Source organism: Mucilaginibacter panaciglaebae (genome assembly GCF_039539265.1).
In the GTDB taxonomy this organism is placed as follows: domain Bacteria; phylum Bacteroidota; class Bacteroidia; order Sphingobacteriales; family Sphingobacteriaceae; genus Mucilaginibacter; species Mucilaginibacter panaciglaebae.
Genome location: NZ_BAABCV010000003.1, coordinates 349,940 through 372,208 on the forward strand (window position 1 = coordinate 349,940; position 22,269 = coordinate 372,208).

Annotated in this window: 22 protein-coding genes, 1 other RNA gene and 1 pseudogene; 18 read left to right on the forward strand and 6 right to left on the reverse strand. The window is 42.4% G+C overall.

Annotated elements, in window-relative coordinates; all coding sequences use genetic code 11:
* Nucleotides 1–108: 108 nt before the first annotated feature.
* On the reverse strand, nt 109–1,065 hold the full coding sequence (trxB, locus tag ABD772_RS05760; protein WP_345101661.1) for a thioredoxin-disulfide reductase: 957 nt from the start codon (nt 1,063–1,065) through the stop codon (nt 109–111).
* A gap of 441 nt (nt 1,066–1,506) precedes the next feature.
* Between trxB and ABD772_RS05765 the strand changes: the two genes are divergently transcribed.
* Nucleotides 1,507–2,034 (forward strand): NADPH-dependent FMN reductase, encoded by a 528-nt coding sequence (locus ABD772_RS05765; RefSeq protein ID WP_345101663.1) that lies wholly within the window; start codon nt 1,507–1,509, stop codon nt 2,032–2,034.
* Nucleotides 2,035–2,227: 193 nt separating this feature from the next.
* Complete coding sequence (locus ABD772_RS05770; protein ID WP_345101666.1) at nt 2,228–2,935, forward strand: hypothetical protein; 708 nt, start codon at nt 2,228–2,230, stop codon at nt 2,933–2,935.
* A 103-nt stretch (nt 2,936–3,038) separates the two neighbouring features.
* On the opposite strand, the gene ABD772_RS05775 is transcribed toward ABD772_RS05770, so the two are convergent.
* Nucleotides 3,039–3,179: a hypothetical protein gene (locus tag ABD772_RS05775; RefSeq protein WP_345101668.1), complete on the reverse strand. Its 141-nt coding sequence runs from the start codon at nt 3,177–3,179 to the stop codon at nt 3,039–3,041.
* A gap of 147 nt (nt 3,180–3,326) precedes the next feature.
* On the opposite strand from ABD772_RS05775, the gene htpG reads away from it, so the two are divergent.
* Nucleotides 3,327–5,210, forward strand: coding sequence for a molecular chaperone HtpG (gene htpG / locus ABD772_RS05780; protein ID WP_345101670.1), 1,884 nt, complete (start codon nt 3,327–3,329; stop codon nt 5,208–5,210).
* Nucleotides 5,211–5,628: 418 nt separating this feature from the next.
* Complete coding sequence (locus ABD772_RS05785; protein ID WP_345101672.1) at nt 5,629–6,144, forward strand: DUF4251 domain-containing protein; 516 nt, start codon at nt 5,629–5,631, stop codon at nt 6,142–6,144.
* Nucleotides 6,145–6,263: 119 nt separating this feature from the next.
* On the opposite strand, the gene dinB is transcribed toward ABD772_RS05785, so the two are convergent.
* Complete coding sequence (gene dinB / locus ABD772_RS05790) at nt 6,264–7,448, reverse strand: DNA polymerase IV (protein WP_345101674.1); 1,185 nt, start codon at nt 7,446–7,448, stop codon at nt 6,264–6,266.
* Between the two features lie 73 nt (nt 7,449–7,521).
* On the opposite strand from dinB, the gene ABD772_RS05795 reads away from it, so the two are divergent.
* Nucleotides 7,522–8,139 carry a 2'-5' RNA ligase family protein gene (locus ABD772_RS05795; RefSeq protein ID WP_345101676.1) on the forward strand — a complete coding sequence of 206 codons (618 nt, stop codon included), beginning with the start codon at nt 7,522–7,524 and terminating at the stop codon, nt 8,137–8,139.
* Nucleotides 8,140–8,175: 36 nt separating this feature from the next.
* Here ABD772_RS05795 and ABD772_RS05800 read toward each other — a convergent pair whose 3' ends face one another.
* Entirely contained in the window at nt 8,176–9,363 is a 1,188-nt protein-coding gene (locus ABD772_RS05800; protein WP_345101678.1) for a sulfotransferase family protein, read from the reverse strand.
* A gap of 125 nt (nt 9,364–9,488) precedes the next feature.
* Here ABD772_RS05800 and ffs point away from each other — a divergent pair.
* The 11 genes and pseudogenes from ffs (at nt 9,489) to ABD772_RS05855 (ending at nt 17,725) form a co-directional block, all read left to right on the forward strand.
* An RNA gene (gene ffs / locus ABD772_RS05805) (signal recognition particle sRNA small type) lies at nt 9,489–9,587 on the forward strand.
* A 102-nt stretch (nt 9,588–9,689) separates the two neighbouring features.
* Nucleotides 9,690–9,872, forward strand: coding sequence for a hypothetical protein (locus ABD772_RS05810; protein ID WP_345101680.1), 183 nt, complete (start codon nt 9,690–9,692; stop codon nt 9,870–9,872).
* Between the two features lie 175 nt (nt 9,873–10,047).
* Nucleotides 10,048–11,013, forward strand: coding sequence for a YpdA family putative bacillithiol disulfide reductase (locus tag ABD772_RS05815; protein WP_345101682.1), 966 nt, complete (start codon nt 10,048–10,050; stop codon nt 11,011–11,013).
* Between the two features lie 393 nt (nt 11,014–11,406).
* Nucleotides 11,407–12,054 carry a GNAT family N-acetyltransferase gene (locus tag ABD772_RS05820; RefSeq protein ID WP_345101684.1) on the forward strand — a complete coding sequence of 216 codons (648 nt, stop codon included), beginning with the start codon at nt 11,407–11,409 and terminating at the stop codon, nt 12,052–12,054.
* Between the two features lie 40 nt (nt 12,055–12,094).
* Nucleotides 12,095–12,451 (forward strand): four helix bundle protein, encoded by a 357-nt coding sequence (locus ABD772_RS05825; RefSeq protein ID WP_345101686.1) that lies wholly within the window; start codon nt 12,095–12,097, stop codon nt 12,449–12,451.
* A 37-nt stretch (nt 12,452–12,488) separates the two neighbouring features.
* Nucleotides 12,489–13,685: an argininosuccinate synthase gene (gene argG / locus ABD772_RS05830; protein WP_345101688.1), complete on the forward strand. Its 1,197-nt coding sequence runs from the start codon at nt 12,489–12,491 to the stop codon at nt 13,683–13,685.
* Nucleotides 13,685–14,047, forward strand: coding sequence for a cupin domain-containing protein (locus ABD772_RS05835; protein WP_345101690.1), 363 nt, complete (start codon nt 13,685–13,687; stop codon nt 14,045–14,047). The genes argG and ABD772_RS05835 overlap by 1 nt, the downstream gene beginning before the upstream one ends.
* Nucleotides 14,037–14,488, forward strand: a pseudogene (locus ABD772_RS05840) (GNAT family N-acetyltransferase). Before ABD772_RS05835 ends, ABD772_RS05840 begins: the two are co-directional and overlap by 11 nt.
* Nucleotides 14,489–15,472 (forward strand): N-acetyl-gamma-glutamyl-phosphate reductase, encoded by a 984-nt coding sequence (gene argC, locus ABD772_RS05845; protein WP_345101692.1) that lies wholly within the window; start codon nt 14,489–14,491, stop codon nt 15,470–15,472.
* A 59-nt stretch (nt 15,473–15,531) separates the two neighbouring features.
* A complete protein-coding gene (locus ABD772_RS05850; RefSeq protein WP_345101694.1) occupies nt 15,532–16,659 on the forward strand; it encodes an aspartate aminotransferase family protein in 1,128 nt (375 codons plus the stop codon).
* Between the two features lie 115 nt (nt 16,660–16,774).
* Nucleotides 16,775–17,725, forward strand: coding sequence for a Rossmann-fold NAD(P)-binding domain-containing protein (locus ABD772_RS05855; protein ID WP_345101696.1), 951 nt, complete (start codon nt 16,775–16,777; stop codon nt 17,723–17,725).
* A 41-nt stretch (nt 17,726–17,766) separates the two neighbouring features.
* Here the strand turns inward: ABD772_RS05855 and ABD772_RS05860 are convergent, their stop codons facing one another.
* Together ABD772_RS05860 and ABD772_RS05865 are read right to left on the reverse strand one after the other, a co-directional pair.
* Nucleotides 17,767–19,014 (reverse strand): cation:proton antiporter, encoded by a 1,248-nt coding sequence (locus ABD772_RS05860; RefSeq protein WP_345101698.1) that lies wholly within the window; start codon nt 19,012–19,014, stop codon nt 17,767–17,769.
* A 21-nt stretch (nt 19,015–19,035) separates the two neighbouring features.
* The gene (locus tag ABD772_RS05865; protein WP_345101700.1) at nt 19,036–20,331 is read right to left on the reverse strand and encodes an NAD(P)/FAD-dependent oxidoreductase; all 1,296 of its coding nucleotides are present in this window, start codon (nt 20,329–20,331) and stop codon (nt 19,036–19,038) included.
* Nucleotides 20,332–20,652: 321 nt separating this feature from the next.
* On the opposite strand from ABD772_RS05865, the gene argB reads away from it, so the two are divergent.
* Both argB and proC read left to right on the forward strand, forming a co-directional pair.
* Nucleotides 20,653–21,450 carry an acetylglutamate kinase gene (gene argB, locus ABD772_RS05870; protein WP_345101702.1) on the forward strand — a complete coding sequence of 266 codons (798 nt, stop codon included), beginning with the start codon at nt 20,653–20,655 and terminating at the stop codon, nt 21,448–21,450.
* Nucleotides 21,447–22,265: a pyrroline-5-carboxylate reductase gene (gene proC, locus ABD772_RS05875; RefSeq protein ID WP_345101705.1), complete on the forward strand. Its 819-nt coding sequence runs from the start codon at nt 21,447–21,449 to the stop codon at nt 22,263–22,265. The genes argB and proC overlap by 4 nt, the downstream gene beginning before the upstream one ends.
* Nucleotides 22,266–22,269: the final 4 nt, after the last annotated feature.

Genomic DNA, 22,269 nt, shown 5'->3' on the forward strand with positions numbered 1-22,269 from the left:
GAAGTTAAAAGATTTTAAAATTAAATAGCAGTGTATCTTGTAAAAAATATACCACAAAAAAAGGCTGCCTGTATAGACAACCTTTTATATCTTTTGCATAATGAGGTATTAAGCAGTTACTACGTGCTCTTTAGCAGCAAGATAGCGCTCGGCATCAATAGCGGCCATACAGCCTGTACCGGCAGCAGTTACCGCCTGGCGGTAAATATGATCCTGCGCATCGCCGCAGCAAAATACGCCTTCGATATTGGTTTGGGTTGAGCCCGGTTTAGTGATAATATAGCCGGTTTCGTCCATATCTATCCAGCCCTTAAATATTTCGGTATTAGGTTGATGGCCTATCGCTACGAAAAAGCCGGTAACATCCAGATTTCGCTCTTCGTTTGTTTTATTGTTAATAACCTTTACGGCATTTACACTGTGGCCATCGCCCAAAATTTCTTTGGTTTCAGTATTGTAAAGGATCTCGATATTCGGGGTGTTAAGCACACGGTGAACCATTGCTTTCGAGGCCCGGAACTCGTCGCGGCGGACAATCATGTAAACCTTATTACAAAGCTTGGCCAAATAAGTGGCTTCCTCTGCAGCGGTATCGCCGGCACCTACTATGGCAACGTCTTGTCCTTTAAAGAAAAAGCCATCGCAAACCGCACAGGCCGAAACGCCAAAGCCGCTGTATTTTTGCTCAGACTCCAGGCCCAGCCATTTGGCAGAGGCACCGGTTGATATAATTACGGTATCGGCCAGGATAGTCTTGATATCGTCAACCACCACTTTATGCGGCAAACTCGAAAAGTCAACTGAACTTACATAGCCGAAACGGATATCAGTACCCAGTCTTTCAGCCTGTCTGCGGAAGTCTTCCATCATTTCGGGGCCCATAATCCCTTCAGGATAGCCGGGAAAATTCTCTACATCAGTAGTTTGAGTAAGCTGACCGCCGGCAAGCATACCGGTATACATAACCGGTTTCAGGTCGGCACGAGAGGCATAGATGGCCGCAGTGTATCCGGCAGGACCCGACCCAATGATCAGGCATTTAACGTGTTCTAAATTTTCAGGCATCGAATTAAAATGAAGGACAAAAATATAATTAAAAACCATGCCTGCCAATAGCCTTTGGTCACTATATTGACATTAGATTTGGCATGCGTTACTGTTTCACAAAATACTGAAACACTTTGAAACACTTGAAACACTTTTCATGTGTAAATATCTAAAAATGAGATGTTTATAAAAAATAAGTGAAACACTTTGAAACAGTAGTAATACTTTAGGTAAATACATCTAATTATTTAATTATCAATAAATTAAATGCTTTATCTACTTTTTTGACCTGCCGAAGTGAAACACCTGAGTGGAACAGCTAATTTGCAATTCTGCGAGAAGAAAAAAGCAATTCTAAGACATTGTCATTCTTAGACTGCTAGCCGTCCAGCGCCCCCTTTCGCTTACAGTTATCTATATATTTTTCTGTAATTAGTAATAACTTGCGCTTGTAATCTTATGAAAAATATTGTAGCCATATCCGGCAGCTTACGGCAAGGTTCGTCTAATCATGCTATATTAAAATACCTGAGCACTTTAATGGAGCCCGATACCAAATATACTATTTACAATAACCTGGCTGACGTACCTGCGTTTGACCCCGGGTTGGACGCCGAAACACCGCCCGCTGCCATTGCCGCCCTGCGTCAACTATTGCTGAATGCCGACGGTATCATTATCTGCACTCCTGAATATGCTTTCGGTGTTCCCGGCTCTTTGAAAAACATGCTCGACTGGCTGGTATCAAGCAGCACCCTGGTTGATAAACCGGTTGCGCTGATCACCGCTTCTTTGGGTGGCGAATATGCGCATGCCTCGCTCCTGCTTACTTTGGGCGCACTAACTGCTAAACTTTCTGACGAAACCAATTTATTGATTCAGTTTGTCAGGTCGAAAGTTGCTGCGGATGGAACTATTACCGATACAGACACGATTAAGGGATTGAAGGATTTGCTGGCGGCTTTTACAGCTCAAATTAATTCGTAAGCCTCAACAACATAGTTCGTCATTTTTGAATATCTTTTTTCATAAATAGAGACAATAATGTTAAGAATAGTTAAATAAATTGAAACTGTCCTTTAATTTACTTATTTTAGATATACTTAAATGTATCAAAATGAGCGCTCTACGGTCATTACCCAGATCCTTATACCTACACCGTTGTTTAATGGTGTTGACGTTGGCAACAATAAACCTGGTTGCCTACGGACAAATCAAATACGGAACCGTCACCAATAACGCTGGTCCTGTAAGTGGGGCCGTAATCGAAAATTTAAATTCGGGGCGCATTTCTATGAGCGGCGGCACCGGCGATTTTATAATGAAACTAAAAAAAGGGGATACCATTTTAACGAGTTATTCTAATTTTAAAACCGATACCATTGTTTATAATAATCAAAATCCGTTATTAATTAAGCTTAAACCGTTAACAAATCTATTGGACGAAGTAACCATCAGCGAACGCCAGCTTAGCCCAATAGATAAACTGCTGAAAAATCAGGATGATTACAGACAAATTTACCGCATCGGCGATGATCGTGGTTTTTTTGTTATACTTCCGGGTCTTCCGATAGCCGGGATAGCTATAAATATCGATGCCTTGTATAGTCATTTCAGCAAGGCAGGAAAAAATGCACGCAAACTTCAAAAAACCTTAATAAGAGACTATCAGGACGACATGATTGACATGCGCTTCACTAAAGCACTGGTAACTAAATATACCGGCTATGCGGGAAAACAACTTGAAAGTTTTATGATTGATAACCGACCTGCTTATGAGTTTATGAAATATGCGTCGAATTACGACTTAATAGTGTATATCAAACAAAAGCTAAGTAAAAATCCGGCCACAAAAGACGTAACTTTTGTGGCTCAAAATAAGCCTTAATTTGTAATCAACGATATAAAATTCAACCAAATCTACTTTCTAAAGCATTCGGCCGGTCTTAATGGCGTTACTTATCCTGACAAAATTGGTAAAAGAGGCAGCCTTATCGCCAATATCCCGACGATATCCCAATGACTAAGTTCTTTTTAGCCTGAAAGCCAAAAATAAAGTAAGAAACACCTTGTAGATCATCCTCCAGCACCTCTTTAAACCATTGCTTTATTTGTTGCCTGCGGCTTGTCATTGTGTCAATATAAGAAATTTCGCTTAAGCGCCTTTAAATTCAAACTTATTACTCTACTGACAATTTGACAACCCGTTTCCATTTGGAACGCGCATTGATGTTGCAGGTTATCATTATAAATTAATCTAAACGTCAATAAATAAAATTATGCAAGAAAAAGGAACCATTTCGATTCACACCGAAAACATTTTTCCGATAATTAAGAAATTCCTGTACTCTGATACCGAGATATTTTTGCGCGAGCTGGTATCAAACGCTGTCGATGCAACTCAAAAAATAAAACGCCTGGCTGCGCTTGGTCAATACAATGGTAACCTGGGCGATGTGCGCGTTGAGATTGCTTTTGATGAAGAAAAGAAAACCATTACCATCTCTGACAACGGTATCGGCATGACTGCCGAAGAGATCAAAAAGTACATTAACCAGATCGCATTCTCCGGCGCTACCGAGTTTATGGAGAAGTTTAAAGAAGCCAAGGATGCTAATGAGATCATTGGTCGCTTTGGTTTGGGCTTCTACTCTGCCTTTATGGTGGCAGATAAAGTAGAGATTGAAACTTTGTCATACCAGGAAGGTGCAGAGCCTGCACATTGGGTTTGCGACGGCAGTACAGAATTTGAGATCACAGAAGGCAGCCTGGCTGAGCGCGGGACCGAAATTACCTTGCACATCAACGAAGAAAGCAAAGAATTTTTAAGCAAATATCGCCTACAGGAAATATTAGATAAATACTGCCGCTTTTTGCCGGTGCCTATTAAATTCGGCACTAAAACCGAATCTGTTGAGGATGGTGTCGATGAAGAAGGCAAGCCAAAATATACCAGTGTCGAAGTTGATAACATTATTAACGATACCAACCCCATCTGGACAAAAGCGCCGGCTGAACTGAAGGACGAGGATTACCTTGACTTTTACAAACAGCTTTATCCATTCAGCGAAGACCCCCTGTTCTGGATCCATTTGAATGTAGACTATCCGTTCAATCTTACCGGTGTACTGTATTTCCCTAAACTGAAAAAGGATTTCGAGATACAGCGCAATAAGATCAAATTATTCTCGCGCCAGGTATTTATTACTGATGAGGTTAAAGACATTGTTCCGGAGTTCTTGATGCTCCTGCATGGTGTTATCGACTCACCGGATATCCCGTTGAACGTATCGCGCAGCTTTTTACAGGCCGACAGTAACGTTAAAAAGATCAACAGCTATATCACCAAAAAAGTGGGCGACAAACTGGCTGAACTGTTTAAAAACGACCGTAAAGCTTACGAAGAAAAGTGGACCGACATTGGCCTGTTTGTAAAATACGGCATCATCAGCGAGGATAAGTTTTACGATAAAGCCAAAGACTTTGCCTTGCTGACCAACACGGCTAAAGAAAACTTTACGCTGACTGAGTACAAAGATAAAGTTGAAGGCACGCAGACCGATAAAGACGGTCAGTTGGTTTACCTGTATACTAACGATCCTTCAAAACAGGATGCGTTTATCCAATCGGCCAATAAAAAGGGATATGATGTGTTGCTGATGGATTCGCCTATTGACAGTCACTTCATCAGCCACCTGGAACAAAAGCTGGAAAAAACACAGTTAAAACGTGTTGACGCCGATGTCGCAGATAAACTGATCAAAAAAGACGAATCACCCGAAACGGTACTTACCGAAGAACAAAGCAACAAGGTGAAAGAGATCTTTGATAAAGCCATTAACAAACCAGCTTATAAGGTAGAGATTGAAAGTCTGCATCCTGAAGAATTACCGGTTACCGTAACTATGGATGAGTTTATGCGCCGTATGAAAGATATGGCTGCCATGGGCGGCGGTATGGGCTTTTACGGCAGCATGCCTGACAACTATAAAGTGGTAGTTAATGGCAACCATAAACTGATAAGCCGCATTTTACAGGACGAGAACACCGATGTGCAAGCCCAACTGGCTAAACAGGCGTTTGATCTGGCCCTGCTTTCGCAAGGTTTATTGACCGGTGCCGAGTTGACCGAGTTTGTGAACAGAAGCGTGAATTTGATATAACGCCTTTCCCCGGCCTCTCTCTAAAAGAGAGGAATTTTAGGAATATTGAAAAGCCGCTGACTTAATTGTCAGCGGCTTTTTCTTTTAATTGAACTATATCATTTCAAGCATAGCAAGAAACCCATACCTATCCGAGGGCTTATAATCGTGTATAAGATTTCTCCTACATCGAGAAATGACATCCTGATACGCCAATCCGTTGTTGTTAGCGTTAGGGTTAAGAAAAACTTCTCATTCTCTATGTAGCGAAGAACGCAAAAAATTAGATTTTCCGTCAAGAGCGATGATTGAAGACAATCTTCCCTATAATAATACTTACTTATAAGTCATGAAAATTTCCGTTTTTAATGTCGAAATTTATATCAGATAGCGAAACTCATTCGTTATAAACCTGTTAAACCTATAAATCATCTGTGCCATGAAAAACTTAAAAGTATTTTTTACGCTATGCATTTGCGCGCTGACCTTTAATTTCGGTTATGCGCAAAAACTAACCAAAGCCGAAAAAAAGGCAGCCAGGGCAGCCGAAGTTAAGCAACTCATCAGCTCGGGTAAGTATGTTTTTGTGGCCGATTATGTAATACCCAACAGCATGCCCTCACACTCGCTTACCAGCAATTATGACGTGACTGTAACGCCCGACAAATTAGAGATATGGCTACCCTATTTTGGCCGCGCTTATGCTGCGCCGCGCGATGCCAGCGATGGCGGTGTTAAATTAACTACGGCTGATTTCACCAATAAAGTGGTGAGCAAAAAAAATAATTGGGAAATTACATTAACGCCCAATCAATCAAACCCGCCTGGCGCTAATGACGTACGTAATTTAGTTTTGTCGGTAAATGCTGACGGGTATGCATCGTTACGGGTAACATCACTCAATCGCCAGCCCATATCATTTAACGGGCATATCGAGGAGATCAAGAAAAGTTAAGCAGCCACAGCGAGGCCTCTCAGCCCCACCTAAACCCTCCCCGGTAGGATGCTTTAATATATAATTAAAAGTCTCCCCTTCCGGGGAGGATTTAGATGAGTCTGTGGGCTGTGCGGCTGCTAACCTTTAAGAAACGGATTAAAGCTACGCGTACCTATAGCCATACCCGCAGCCCGGCAAACAGTTTTCTCGCCAAATTTAAAGTTGATCTTATCCATAGCCTGATAAAGTTTAATACGTTCCTCGTTATCTTCAAACAAATTGATCTGGTAACTACCCTGGGTGATGTTGCTAAGCTTAACCCCTATCAACCGTATGGGCCTATGGCCATTCCAGGCCTTTTTAAGCAGGTTTTTGATGCCCGGAATCAAGATATGCTCGGCTGCTGTCAGCGCTATTTTCTCCTGTACTGTATGCGTTTCAAAATTTGAATAACGTATCTTGATGGCCAGGCATGATGCCAGCTTATTTTCCTTTCGAAGCTTATAAGCTAATTCTTCTGTCATCGATACCAAAGTAGTTTCCAGTGTTTTTTTGTCGGCGACATCAGACTCAAAAGTATTTTCTGTTGATATCGATTTACGGTCGCTGTGCGGAACGATCTCACTGTCGTCAATGCCATTTGCCCGCTCCCAGATGTAACGGCCATGCTTACCGAATACCGTTTCCAGAAACTTCAGATCGACGCGCTGCAAGTCTCCTATTTTTTCAATCCCGAACTGGTAAAGCCGCTGGCAGGTCTTCTCGCCCAGCATGGGTATTTTCCGGATGGACATAGGCGCCATAAATTCTTTTTCTCTGCCATGCTCAATTAGTAGCTGCCCGTTGGGTTTGGCAGCATTAGTAGCCATTTTAGCGACGGTTTTGCAAGACGCCATACCAAAAGATATTGGCAACCCCGTTTCGCGCATAACCCGCTGGCGAAGATCGCTGGCAATCTGATAGCAATCGTGAAAGCGGTCCATACCGGTCAGATCAATATAAAATTCATCTATAGATGTTTTTTGATAAAGCGGTACGCTGTCATGAATGATCTGGGTAACCTCGCGTGAAGCCTCACCATAACGCCCATGGCTGCCGCGGATAACGGTAGCATTAGGACATAACTTCATGGCCTGCTTCATAGGCATAGCCGAATGGATGCCAAATTTGCGGGCCTCATAGCTGCATGAAGCTACCACCCCCCTCTCGGCCGAGCCACCTATCAAAACCGGCTTACCAATAAGGCCGGGATCAAATTTGCGCTCAACCGATACGAAAAACGAATCGAGGTCAATATGGACTATCCATCGCTTTGTTTCCATAGCACAAATTTAAAATAAATTTGCATGATTACTAAAAATATTAGTAAAATTGTTTCCCACTAAATTTTTGGCAATGAAGGGTTATATGGATTTTTTTATGTTGCTTTCTCCGTCAGAGCGGGTGAAAGCTATAGTGCGCGAGTATAAACATTATACCGCCGATGTGATTGGCGCTTATGAGAGCGAGTATTCTACGGCACATATCTCTATCAATATTATGCCACGACAGAAAACCTTTTTAACTGAGCCTGGCATTCGTGAGTTTAGAAAACGTTTGTGTCTTATACCGCCGGTTACGTTAACTATTAACGGATTTGATTATTTTAATCATGGCAAGGATTACCGTACCATCTACGCCCGTATTGTCACCCCGCCCGAAACGAGCCATTGGTTTAAGATGCTAAAACATCACTTAAAGATCAAAGAATTCAGCGTGCCCCATATCACTATTTGCCGCAACATCCCGGTAACTGATTTTGAATTACTGTGGCCCTATTTTAAATCTACCGATTGGCAGGAGTCATTTACGGTTAACGCACTAACTGTGCTTCAGCGTGAATCATTCGTCGCTTATGCCAAATGGCAACCGTATACTGAATTGCCGTTTGACGGGAAAATGCAATACGGCCTGGCGCCAACTAAACAGTCGCTTATTAAACCGTCAAACAGTCAGCAAACAAGTCTATTTTAAATCGGACCGGATAAAGTCAATTGCACCGTATCGGGATTAATTGAACAATGCATATCTGAGGTGTGCATAAAGTTTATCAAAGCTGTTAATTTTATCTACGGGATAACCCAGCAATGCAGCTTCCTTACCGACATAAGCTGCAATGAGCTTTTTATCGGCAGATGTAAACACCTCTTGCTGCGAATGACTGTTGGTTTTCAAGATCGCGCCGTGTGACGCATCCGTTTTAAAAGAGCTGTTGGCGTGGGTGTTCATCCCCCCGGTGGTAGGCTGATACAGGCTTGGTGACAGGTCGATATTTAAAAAACCGGCCAATTGCGGCAAGATGACGTCCGGAGTATCACAAAGGTATTCATATCTTAACAGAAAAAAACGCGGATCATTAGTAGTCGCTTTGTCAGTAGCCACACGATAAGATAGCCTTAAATGGCGCAAAGCATTACGCAAACGGATGTCGGGCTCCATGACTTTGCGTGATGTCAGTGTCGCAACCGGGTTGCGTACCACATGCACAATTTTAGCATCTGGAAACTCAACCCAGATACGGTGTAAGAAGCGCTCGTTGGTGGGTGTTTTATCTACCCACGACAGCGCCGTTAAGTTATTGGCGCACGATGCATAAGCCAGTACTATAGCCAAATGTGGCCATTGCGTATTTTCGGTATGCGGCAATATATCCCACCACGCCAAAACATATCTGGCAAAATCAACATACCGCGATCCGCCCTCGTCCGAACGACCTAAAAGCCAATAAGGCTGCTGATTGATCGGGTTAACCATCCGGCGCAGCCACTCGGTACCCAGGTACTTGGCCCGTTGGCTGGGTGGCAGCTGCTTCAATTTAAGTAGTTGATTGGTATAGTAGGTCCCCTCTGAAGGTAAAACCGAAAGCTGCGGATGATTATCTAATAAATTTTGAACCAGCGTAGTCCCGCTGCGATGGACCCCACATATAAAAACCGGTCGCCGCCGCAGAGCAAGCCCATGGGCTATTTGCGTTGGTGTAAGGTGCATGGTGCCGAGTTTTTCGGCCCCCTGCCAAACCAACTCAGACCATTTTAATGCAGCCGAAAGTAATTCGGTTGGTGGCCGGCTCTGTAACCGGCTTTGTGGCAATAGCTTTTCAAGTTCATATTCGGCTTTGATGATTTGCTTCAGCATAGCAGCAGCGGGTTCAATTCGTTTATTGCTGATACTGCGTAACAGCTTTCCAGGTTGCTTCAATAATTATTTAATTTTACAACAACCTAAAACACAACTACACAGTATTTTGGGGGATAAAACAGTATCTGCAATCGTTTTTTAACAATTTTTTAACCGCGACGGTAACATTTTTCTATATTTGCGGTGGGTAAGTCTTTTACGGCCAGCTCCTCTTGAACTCCCCCAGGGTGGGAACGCAGCAAGGGTAGAGAGTTGAGCGGCGCGATAAAAGTAGCTTACCCTTTTTTTGTGCCTTTTTTTTCGCAAAAAAACTCTTGCAAATCAGCGTAGTTCTTCTTAAATTTAATAGAGCAATTCTTTTATCCAAATTTCGGGAGGAAGTAACTATGAAGAAAAAAAACACCTTGGTTTTTCAATCTGACAAGACTGAAACCAGTAGCGCCGAATTGCATATCGACAAAAACAATAGTCCCAAAATGTATCGCGACCACAGATCAAGCAATTATTATAACCATGGCCGGTGCAATAAATTTCCGTTTGGCAGCAGTAACGGGCCATTGTATTTTTAATTACTTTTTCTGTAATTTTAACACCGTATACATCTACGGCGTGTTATTTTTATTTGCCTGACTAGTTCCAACGTAAGTCATTCTAAATTCATTATTTTGTATTGGGGCAGCTAATCTTGAAACTTCAACACTTAATATGGTAAATCTGGTTATAATTGCATAAAGTTCAATTATAATGCTTGATCTACTTATTATAGGCGGTGGCCCAATTGGCATAGCTTGCGGCTTGAGGGCGCAAAAGGCTGGACTTAGCTTTGTAATTGTTGAAAAAGGCTGTCTGGTAAATTCGTTATATAACTACCCGGCAACCATGACCTTTTTCTCGACCTCTGAGAAACTGGAAATTGGCGGGATACCATTTGTTACTATAAATAACAAACCAACACGCGCAGAAGCTTTGGAATATTACCGCCGCGTAGCAACCTCAAATCACTTACCTATCCATCTTTTTGAAGAAGTAACGGCCGTAACACGCGAAAATGATATATATACTGTCGTGACCACAAAGAATACGTATCAGGCTAAACATATTATAATATCCACGGGTTTTTATGATATTGCCGTTAACCTGGACATCCCCGGCGAGGACCTGCCTAAAGTAAAACATTATTACAAGGATCCTCATTTTTTCGCGATGCAGAAAGTTGCAGTGGTTGGCTCGAGTAACTCGGCTATTGATGTAGCATTGGAAACCTATCGAAAAGGCGCCGACGTTACTTTAATTGTCCGCGGCGAGGAGATCAGTCATCGAGTTAAGTATTGGGTGAGGCCGGATATTATCAACCGCATTAAGGAAGGTAGTATTAAAGCCTGTTTGAACTCTAACCTTGTGGCTATCCGGGAGCATGAGGTCGATATTGAAACGCCGGAGGGTATTATCACCATTCCTAATGATTTTGTTATGGCGATGACCGGTTACAAACCAAACTTTGATCAGTTAAAAAAATGGGGACTGCTCCTGTCTGACGATAAATTCATCCCCGAATACAATCCCGAAACCATGGAGACTAACCTGCCTGGCCTGTATCTTGCCGGCGTAGTTTGCGGTGGCTTGGATACCCATCTCTGGTTCATCGAAAACTCACGTATCCATGCAGATATGATCATTGATAATATTGTGGTTAAGCAGTTGATTAAGTGAATAGTTGATTAAGTAAATAGTTAGTTCAAAGTCATATTTAATACCCTATTCAACTGCTCACCCTAATAACCTATAAACTAATTAATTTTTTCCTTGCATAAATAAAAATTAATGCAAACTTTTGCATCAAATTTAAATAAAGCAAGATTCTGTCGAAATGATACTGCAAACCTTAAATAAGCCTACTGTGAGAGCAATTTCTGCTCCGGTTGCTGCTGCTTTGGTTTCAACTGTTTTATTTGTCCCATCACGACGAAGGCTGTATATGCCACGGGTTTAACTGCCAGTATACCCTATTGCCCGTCAACCGAAGTTTTTTTAAAACTTCCTCATCAAAAAATCATTAATTACTAAGGCTCATACCATTTAGAACGGTAATTTTTTCTATTTACAATGACTATACAAGATTTCGGTATTCAGGTTGCTACTGCACAGCATGTAGACTATGCACCCATCATTACTGATGAGATGGCCCAGTCGGCAAAGGCGCGGGGCACGGGCATTGCCCAACGCTCGCCTGAATACGTAGCTAATAAAATGCTGGAAGGCAAAGCTGTAATAGCCTTGCATAAAGACGGTACATGGGCCGGTTTCTGCTATATTGAAACCTGGAGCCATGGCGACTTTGTGGCTAATTCGGGGCTGATCGTATCGCCAGAATTTAGAAAGGTTGGTCTGGCAAAGGCTATCAAACATAAAATATTTGAACTTTCAAGAACCAAATATCCTGACGCCAAACTATTCGGCTTGACAACCGGTTTGGCAGTGATGAAGATCAACTCAGAACTGGGTTATGAGCCGGTTACTTATTCTGAGCTTACACAGGACGAGGATTTCTGGAAAGGATGTAAAAGCTGTGTTAATTACGATATTCTGACCATGAAAGAACGTAAAAATTGTATGTGCACCGCCATGTTGTTTGATCCGGCCGAAAAGGCAATAGACGCTGATAAGCAAAAACAGGAAAATTTGGAAAAGATGACCAAAAAAGCCAATCTTTTCAGGCGTATTGAGGCCGCTATCAAAAGTTTTGGGCAGTAAGGCGAGAAGCTGAACGACTAAAGCACAAAGCTTGGATCAAATGAGAGATTTTAAAAAATCAGAGGTATGGCAGAAAGCACATCAGTTAAATTTGTTGGTGTATTCTAATATACTTCCTAAGTTTCCAAACGTTGAACAGTTTGATATGTCCAGTCAGAACAAACGCGCAGGTTATTCAATACCTATGAATATCGTTGAAGATTGTAGACGTTTTACCAAAGGAGGCTTTGGTCATTTTTCAGGCCTCGCTTTAGGATCTACTCATGAATTAGAATATTGCTGTCTATTATGCAAAGATTTGTTATATATAGATGAAGAATTATATTACAAAACCAACAATCTCATTAATGAAGTAAAAGCCATGTTAATTGGCTTGATTAAAAAACTAAGAGAGTAAAAGGCTTCGGTCTTAGCTTTCTGCTTTAAGCTCACATATGGAAAAGAAAAAAGTAGTTTTAGCGTATAGCGGAGGTTTAGATACCTCATTTTGTTGTATATACTTAACCCGCGACCTGGGTTACGAAGTACATTCGGTAATTGTAAACACCGGCGGTTTTAGCGCCGAAGAGTTGAATACCGTTGAAAAACGTGCTTACGAAATGGGCGTTACCTCGCACCACGTGGTTGACGAAACCGAGAATTTTTACAACACCTGCGTACGCTACCTGATTTACGGCAACGTATTAAAAAACAACACTTATCCATTGTCTGTAAGTGCCGAGCGGGTTAGCCAGGCTACTGCCATTGCCAACTATGCTAAAGAGATCGGTGCGGAGTTTGTGGCTCATGGCAGCACCGGTGCGGGCAACGATCAGGTTAGGTTTGATATGATCTTCAATATCCTGATTCCTAATGTGGGTATCATCACCCCTATCCGCGATCTGAAATTAAGCCGCGAAGAAGAGATTGAATATTTGAAAAAGCACGGTGTGGCAATGAACTTTGAAAAAGCCAAATACTCGATCAATAAAGGTATCTGGGGAACCTCAGTTGGCGGTAAAGAGACTTTAACTTCAAACTTAGGTTTACCTGAAGACGCCTGGCCTACTCAGGTTACATCGACAGACAAAAGAAACATCGAACTGACCTTTGAAAAAGGCGAACTGGTTGCACTTGATGGAAAACGTTACAATCATCCAACCCAGGTTATACAAGAATTACAAGCCATTGCCCAACCGTATGGCGTTGGCCGTGATATCCATGTTGGCGACACCATCATTGGCATTAAAGGCCGCGTAGGTTTTGAGGCTGCTGCGCCAATGATCATTATAAAAGCACACCATACTTTAGAGAAACACACGCTAACTAAATGGCAGCTTACCTGGAAAGATCAGTTGTCTATGTTCTATGGCAACTGGCTGCATGAGGGCCAGTTCCACGACCCTATTATGCGTAATATGGAAGCGTTCCTGACTGATACGCAGAAAAAAGTAAGCGGTAAAGTATTTGTGGAGTTACAGCCTTATAGATTTCAGGTTGTGGGTATTGAGTCAGATCATGATCTGATGTCGAACAAATTTGGCAGCTATGGCGAGATGAACAATACCTGGAGCGGCGAGGATGTTAAAGGCTTCTCAAAAATATTCGGTAATCAGGTAATGATTTACCATAAAGTTAACAGCGGCGAGTAATGAACACGGTATTTTCAAAGGGCGAATGTTTAGACCATTATATGTGGGGCGATGATTGCCACGGATGGACCTTTGTGGATACCGATGCCTTATCTGTAAAACAAGAACTGATGCCACCTGATACTACTGAAAAGCTTCATTACCACGAGCAGGCATCACAGTTCTTTTACATTTTAAACGGGCGTGCAAAGTTTACTGTCGATGATGAAGTTATTGAGCTAAGAGAGCAGCAGGCCATCCAGATCAATGCGAGGCAAAAGCACTTGATCGCTAATCATCAAAACACCGATTTGGAGTTTTTAGTTTATTCTTATCCCTCAACAAAAAATGACAGAATAAACGTTACAGCCGATGGAAATTAAGAGAATAAATCGCGATGAATGGCAATTGGCAGCAAGCCTGTTTGACCGGTACCGGGCGTTTTATAAAAAGCAGCCAGACCTGGCATTGGCCGAGCGATTTATTCGCGAACGACTTGACAATAACGAGTCGGTAATATATGTGGCGATGAATGGCGATAAGCCTGTAGGATTTACACAGCTATATCCAAAATATTCATCGGTCAGAGCAGTGAAGAATTGGATATTGAACGATTTGTTTGTGGATGCCGGTTTTCGTAAACAGGCATTGGCGCAAAACTGATCAAACAGGCAGCAGAGTTTGCAAAAGCAGGCGGTGCGCAATTCATACAGTTAGAAACGGCGGTTGATAACTACACAGCGCAGAGCCTTTATAAAAGCTTGGGTTTTGTTAAACAACCGCCCGACGAAGAATTTTATTTATACAAATTAAGCTTGAATTAAATGGCAAAGATCAAAGCAGGCATTATTGGTGGAGCAGGTTATACTGGCGGCGAAATGCTTAGGATACTGGTAAATCATCCCGATGTTGAAATTGCTTTTGTGCATAGCAATAGCAATGCGGGTAATTTTTTATATGATGTACATACTGATCTGTTTGGCGACACCGACCAAAAATTTACCGGTGAGCTTTCGACAGATGTTAATGTACTTTTTCTTTGCGTTGGTCATGGCGATGCCAGGAAGTTTTTAGAAGCCAATCTGATACCCGATAACGTTAAGATCATTGATTTAAGTCAGGATTTCCGTCTAAGTAAAAATTCAAAAGTAAAAAGTAAAAACTTTGTATACGGTTTGCCTGAATTGAACAGAGCGGCCATTAAATCTGCGCAAAACGTGGCTAACCCCGGTTGTTTTGCTACCTGCATTCAGTTAGGATTGTTGCCATTGGCATCTGTTGGTCAGTTGACTACTGAAGTTCATGTTTCTGCTACTACCGGCTCAACCGGCGCAGGTCAAAGCCTGTCGCCTACTTCGCACTTCACCTGGCGAAATGATAACCTTTCGGTTTATAAGGTTTTCGGCCACCAGCATTTAAATGAGATCGGCGAGTCGCTTAAACAATTGCAGCCTGCTTTTGCGCAACCTATCAGCTTTGTACCCTATCGCGGCGATTTTACCCGCGGCATTTTTGCTTCTATTTATTTGGATAGTGTTTTGACCGAAACCGAAGCCTTAAAGCTTTATCAGGATTTTTATGCCGGTGATCCGTTTACCCACGTTACCGACAGAAATATAGATTTAAAACAGGTGGTTAACACCAACAAAGTATTTTTGCAGGTTAAAAAATATGATAATAAATTATTTATTATCAGCATGTTAGATAATTTGTTAAAAGGCGCCTCCGGTCAGGCAGTTCAGAACATGAACCTGCTGTTTGGCCTCGATGAGCGCGCAGGATTACGACTTAAGGCGACCGGTTTTTAAACCGACAGCCACACCAGGTCAAACTTAAGTCACTGATTATCTAATTTAATAACAAAAAAATGAAATTATTCGATGTTTATCCAATAAACAACATTAACATAGTAGAAGGCCAGGGCAGTTTTGTTTATGACGATAAGGGTCGGGAATATTTAGATCTTTATGGCGGGCATGCTGTAATATCTATTGGTCACACCCACCCGCACTATGTAAAAAGACTGGAAGATCAATTACATAAATTAGGCTTCTATTCAAATTCTATCGAAATACCTATTCAAAAGGAGTTGGCCGAAAAACTGGGGCATGTGTCAGGTAAAGAAGATTATCAATTATTCCTGATTAACTCTGGTGCAGAAGCAGACGAGAATGCTTTAAAACTCGCCTCGTTTTATAACGGCAAAAAGAAAGTAATTGCTTTTACGGGTGCTTTCCACGGTCGTACATCACTGGCTGTATCAGTTACAGACAATCCGAAGATCGTAGCGCCGGTTAATGAATCGGATAATGTAATTAGATTGCCCTGGGCCGATGAAGCTGCTCTGGAGCAGGCTTTTACCGGGCATGACGATATATCGTCAGTAATTATTGAAGGTATACAAGGCGTAGGTGGCATCCAGGTAGCGCCCGAAAGTTTTCTGAAAAAGATCAGATTGCTTTGCGATAAATATAACACTGTATTTATTGCTGATGCAGTACAATGCGGTTACGGGCGTACCGGTAAATTTTATTCGCACGACTTCGCGGGTGTTAATGCAGATATTTATACTATGGCTAAGGGTATGGGTAATGGTTTCCCTATAGGTGCTATTAGTATATCACCAAAAATACAGCCTGCTTATGGCATGCTGGGTACAACTTTCGGGGGTAATCATTTGGCTTGCGCAGCTGCTTTGGCTGTGTTAGAGGTTATGGAGCAGGAAAACCTGATGCAAAACGCTGCCGACGTTGGCGGTTACCTGATTGACGAACTGAAAAAGTTCAAACAGGTAACCGAAGTTAGGGGTCGCGGATTGATGATCGGTATAGACTTAGCTGCCGAATATGCCAATGCCAAAAAAGACTTGTTATTTAAACATCATATATTTACCGGCGAAGCCAAACCAAATGTGATCAGGTTATTGCCTGCTTTGAATTTAACCAAAGCGCATGCTGACAGATTTTTGGAGGTTTTTAGTACTGTATTGAAATAAACTAATAAAGTCATTTGTCATTGCGGGCGGAGCGGGAAATCTATACACGGCTTACTCAAACTTATGTATAGATCTCTACTTTCAGTCGAGATGACAACAATCCTATATTGAGACCATGAGACTATTTTCTTCTGTTAAAGACGTAACTGACATCAACGCACTTGTTGCCGAAGGCCTGGCGCTTAAAAAGAACCCGTATGCACACCAGCATCTGGGTAAAAACAAAACCCTGGGGCTGGTTTTCCTGAACCCAAGCCTTCGCACCCGTATGAGTACACAAAAAGCTGCGCTTAATTTGGGTATGAACGTGATGGTTTTAAACGTTGATAAAGAAGGCTGGGCTTTGGAGCTGCGCGATAATGTGGTGATGAACGGTACCACCGTTGAGCATATTCGCGAAGCCGCAGCCGTCATGGGTCAGTACGTTGATATACTGGGTGTACGGTCGTTCCCAGGGTTGAAGAACCGCGAGGAGGACTATACCGAGGTTATCTTTAATAAGTTTGTTGAATTTTGTGGTGTCCCGGTAGTAAGTCTGGAATCGGCTACCCGTCACCCGCTGCAGAGTTTGGCCGATTTGATTTCGATTGAAGAATTAAAAACCCGGCCGCGCCCTAAAGTGGTACTGACGTGGGCTCCGCATATCAAACCTTTGCCGCAGGCTGTCCCTAACTCATTTTCTGAGTGGATGTGTAAGGCTGAGGTCGATTTTGTGATCACCCACCCTGCCGGTTACGAACTGTCTCCTGACTTTACAACAGGTGCAACCATCACGCATAATCAGAATGAAGCTATCGCGGATGCCGACTTTATCTATGTTAAAAACTGGTCGGCTTTTGAGCCTTACGGACAAATATTTGGCGACAACAAAGACTGGATGTTAACCAATGACAGACTAAAGACAACCAATAACGCTAAGGTGATGCACTGCCTGCCGGTACGCCGTGACCTGGAGTTGTCATCAGAAATATTGGATGGCCCAAGCTCTATTGTTGTTCATGAAGCCGGTAATCGTGTCTGGGCTGCGCAAGCAGTGTTGAAGCAGATGCTGGAGCAGTTACAATAGAGGTTATGTACATATTCGTCCCCGATTACATGCGCAAATAATTACCGGTCATCTTTAGGTATCGAAGCTTCAATTACCCGGTTTAACGTAAGCCCCTGTACAATTACCGAAAATATAACGATAAAATAAGCGCCTGCTAATATAATATGTCGGTAGGAGCTATAGGGCAATGAAAGCGCCAATGCTATTGATATACCACCACGCAAGCCTGCCCACGTTAGTATATTGATGTTTTTAAAATTGGTGCGTGCTATTTTTTTAAAGAATATCAATGGTGTCATGATGCTGATCCACCTTGCGAATAGTATAGCCATGATGCCGACGCCGCCTATCAGCCAGTAATTCTCCAGATAAGGCAGATTAATCATTTGCAAGCCTATCATTACAAACAAAATGGTATTCAGCATCTCATCAATGAGTTGCCAGAATTTTTCGAGCGCCTGATGAGAATGTTCGGTATTATCGATATTGATACTACGATTGCCGGCAAATAACCCGGCAGTTACCACAGCCAGCGGAATTGAAAAGTGCAGGTAAGCAGCAATTACTGATATACTCATTACCAACGCTACTGATACCAGCACGATGGTCTGAAAGTCGGTAATGCTTTTCATGAGCCGGAAGGCAATATACCCCAAAATTATTCCCAAAAATATACCACCAAAAATCTCTTTGATAAACAACAAAGCAGCCTTCACCAAATCCAGGTTATCATTTCCTGAACGTACAAAATCTAAAATTGTGATGAATAGCACCAACCCTATACCATCATTAAACAATGACTCGCCGGAAATAATAGTTTCCAGATTAACGGGTAATCTTGAATTTTTGATGATAGCTCCTACCGCAATAGGGTCTGTAGGCGATATAAGGGCACCAAATAGCAAACAATACATCAGCGGTATATGAATACCCAAAAGCCTCACAACGCCATAAAAAAGCCAGCCAAACACTAAAGTAGATATGATTACGCTGATAGTGCTTAGCAAAAAAATTGGCCGCATTTCTTTTTTAAGACGACGGGTATTTAAAGTAAACGAGCTTGAAAACAGTAAAAAACCAAGCATGATATTAAGCACCGTGCTCGAGAAATTGATATTCTTTGCCAGCATGGTAAGATACCGGGCGGTACGAGGATCAATACTGTCGACAACAACTGTAACGATAGACGCTATAATAGCTATCGATACAATACCAATAGTACCCGGAAGTTTAACATAGCGTGCATTAATGTAAGAGTAAAAAGCACTTACGATAATCAATAAGGCTATCAGAACAAACAGATCCATAGGGGGTAATTGAAGTTCAAATTATTTCTCGGGTTCAACCATCCGTGTTGACCGGTTAAAGCTGCGGACGATCAAACGGTTATCGCTGTTTTTGGTAAAATAATTAATGAGCCAGGTTAATATTACTGAGGTTTTATTAGAAAAGCCCGCAAGTGACAGGATATGTACAAAGCCCCAAAGCAACCATGCAAAAAATCCCTGAAAATGTACTTTACCCAAATCGGCGACGGCCTTGTTACGGCCAATAGTTGCCAGCGTGCCTTTATCGTGGTATACAAACGGCTCGGCGGGTTCATCATTAATCAGGTGTGTTAGGTTCTTTGCCAGCCATGCACCTTGTTGAATTGCGGCCGGAGCAACCCCCGGGTGGCCGTTCGGATATTCTTCGCTAACAATAGCCGACACGTCGCCAATAGCAAAAATATTTTCATAGCCTTTTACCCGGTTGATATCATCTGTCTCAATGCGCGAACCGCGTACTAATTTAGCGTTTTCAATTCCTTCCGGCACCTCTCCCATTACCCCTGCTGCCCAAAACACATTACGCGCTTTAAGCACCATGCCGTCATCTATCTTCAAGGTATGGCCGTCATAGCTCTCTACGTGTACACTGTTGTAAATGATCACATCGTTAGCCGCCAGAAACTGCTTGGCCTTGCGCGAGGCGTCTGCGGACATCGCAGCCAACAGTCTATCCTTACCCTCAACCAGATACACCTTCATATCCTGTTTACTCAAGCCATGGTAATCTTTCTCTAATATCAAATGCCGCATTTCACCTAATGCGCCAGCCAGCTCCACGCCTGTCGGGCCTCCGCCTACTACCACAAAGGTCATCAGCGCATCGCGTTCGTCTTTATCTTTGGTGATGAGCGCCTTTTCCAGGTGTTGCAATGTCAGTCCGCGAAGATTAAGCGCCTCGGGCAGGTTTTTCATGGGCATGGTACAGGTTTCAAGTTCCTTGTTGCCAAAAAAGTTGGTGTTTGACCCAGTCGCTATAACCAGGTAATCATAGTGAATATCGCCTATATTGGTCGTAACCGAATTTGCCTCGGGATTTATTTTTTGGACGTACGCCAAGTTAAAACTAAAGTTATCCTGGTAGGTAAAAATGCGACGAATGGGAAACGCGATAGAATCGGCAGGAATAGCCCCCATAGCAACTTGATAAAGCAGCGGCTGAAAAGTATGATAATTGTGTTTATCAAGCATCAGCACCTCGACCGGTGCATCTTTTAGTTTTTTTGCTAATTGTAATCCGGCAAAACCACCGCCGATGATAACAACCCGTGGTTTACTCGCGTTTTGTTGTTCCATAGATATAGGTGACAGACATAATGCAAAATGGTTTTAGTGAATACTAAAATAAGCAAAGTTCATCTTTTATTACTATTCCTATTAATGGTACCGAATCAATATACGCATTTTGGCTATGGTTATCCGGCCTACATATGTTAAATACTTTCAAGCTGCCGCCCTGTCTAACAATATTCATAGGAGTCATCTGATTAGCAATCAAAACCAAATATTTACTCATTTCTAATAATAATTAATAAGTTTCAATTGAAAACTTATTAAAAGCGCCCAGTTTTGCCCAATAATTAGTTAATTTTGCAACAAAATCAGTATCAATCAGGCATGAAATCCTTGCATATCATTAAAATCGGTGGAAATGTTATCGATAATTCAGAAAATCTATATCATTTCTTGAAGGATTTCACCAGTCTTGACGGATATAAGATACTGGTACACGGCGGCGGTAAAGTAGCCACGCAATTGTCTGAAACCTTAGGCATTGAGGCTAAGCTGGTTGATGGGCGCCGGATTACCGACATAGAGACCCTGCGTGTAGTTACGATGGTTTACGGTGGTTTAATCAACAAAAACATTGTAGCGCAACTACAGCGCTTTGGCACCAACGCCATTGGCCTAACTGGTGCCGATGGCAATTTTATCCGAACAAAAAAACGCCCGGTAAAAACTATCGACTATGGTTTTGTGGGTGATATTGATGACCAATCGGTAGATACTGCCGGTATTGCCCGGTTACTGGAAGCTGGCTTCACTCCTGCTTTTTGTGCGTTGACGCATGATGGCGAAGGTCAGCTTTTAAACACCAATGCCGATACCATTGCCTCTGCTTTGGCTGTTTCGTTGTCATCGCTGTTTGAAACTACCCTGATATATTGCTTTGAGAAAAAAGGTGTATTGATGGATGTAAACGACGACGACTCAATTATAAGAGACATTGACCCCGTTAGATACGAAGAATTAAAAACCAGGCAAATTATTCATAGCGGCATGTTGCCTAAACTCGAGAATGCTTTTACCGCGATATCATGCGGTGTTAAGGCAGTAGTAATTGGCCACGCTGATGATTTAGGCGAGTTAAAGCGCGGCAGACCATTTGGAACAACATTAAGTAAGATATCATGAATTCGCAACAACATATAGCCATTTTAGGCAGCGGAAATATAGGTTTATCATTAGCAAAGGGGCTGGTTAAGTCAGGTATTTGCAAACCGCAGCAAATAACCCTGACGCGCCGTAATTTAGATGCGCTTGACGAATATGCAGCTCAAGGCTACCAGGTGACCAACTTAAACGTAAAAGCTGCTAAAAAGGCTGATATCGTTATTTTGGCAGTGCTACCACAGCAGTTAAATAAACTACTGGAAGAGATTAAACCTGCTATTAAATCAGAAAAACAATTTTTGGTTTCCGTGATATCAGGTGTTACCTGTAACGATATCCGCGAACAACTGGAGATGAATGTACAGGTTATACGTGCTATGCCTAATACGGCTATTGCTATTGGCGACTCTATGACTTGTATTGCTACCGACAATGGAAGCGCAAAGAATGTAAATCTGGTCAGATCATTATTTGATACCGTTGGTGTAACTATTCAGATCAATGAGGAACTGATGACCGCAGCTACCGCCCTTTGCGCTTGTGGTATTGCGTTCTTTTTACGCTCAGTACGTGCGGCATCACAAGGCGGGACTGAGATTGGCTTCCATGCGCATGATGCCCTTAAAATGGCCGCTCAAACGGCTAAAGGTGCGGCTAACCTTTTACTGCAACTGGCATCACACCCCGAGCAGGAAATTGATAAGGTAACTTCGCCAAAAGGCTGTACAATTGCAGGATTAAACGAGATGGAACATAACGGCTTTAGCTCTGCTATGATAAAAGGCATCAAGCTATCAGCAACAAAAGCCGGCGACCTGTATAAAAGTGAGGATTAAAAAG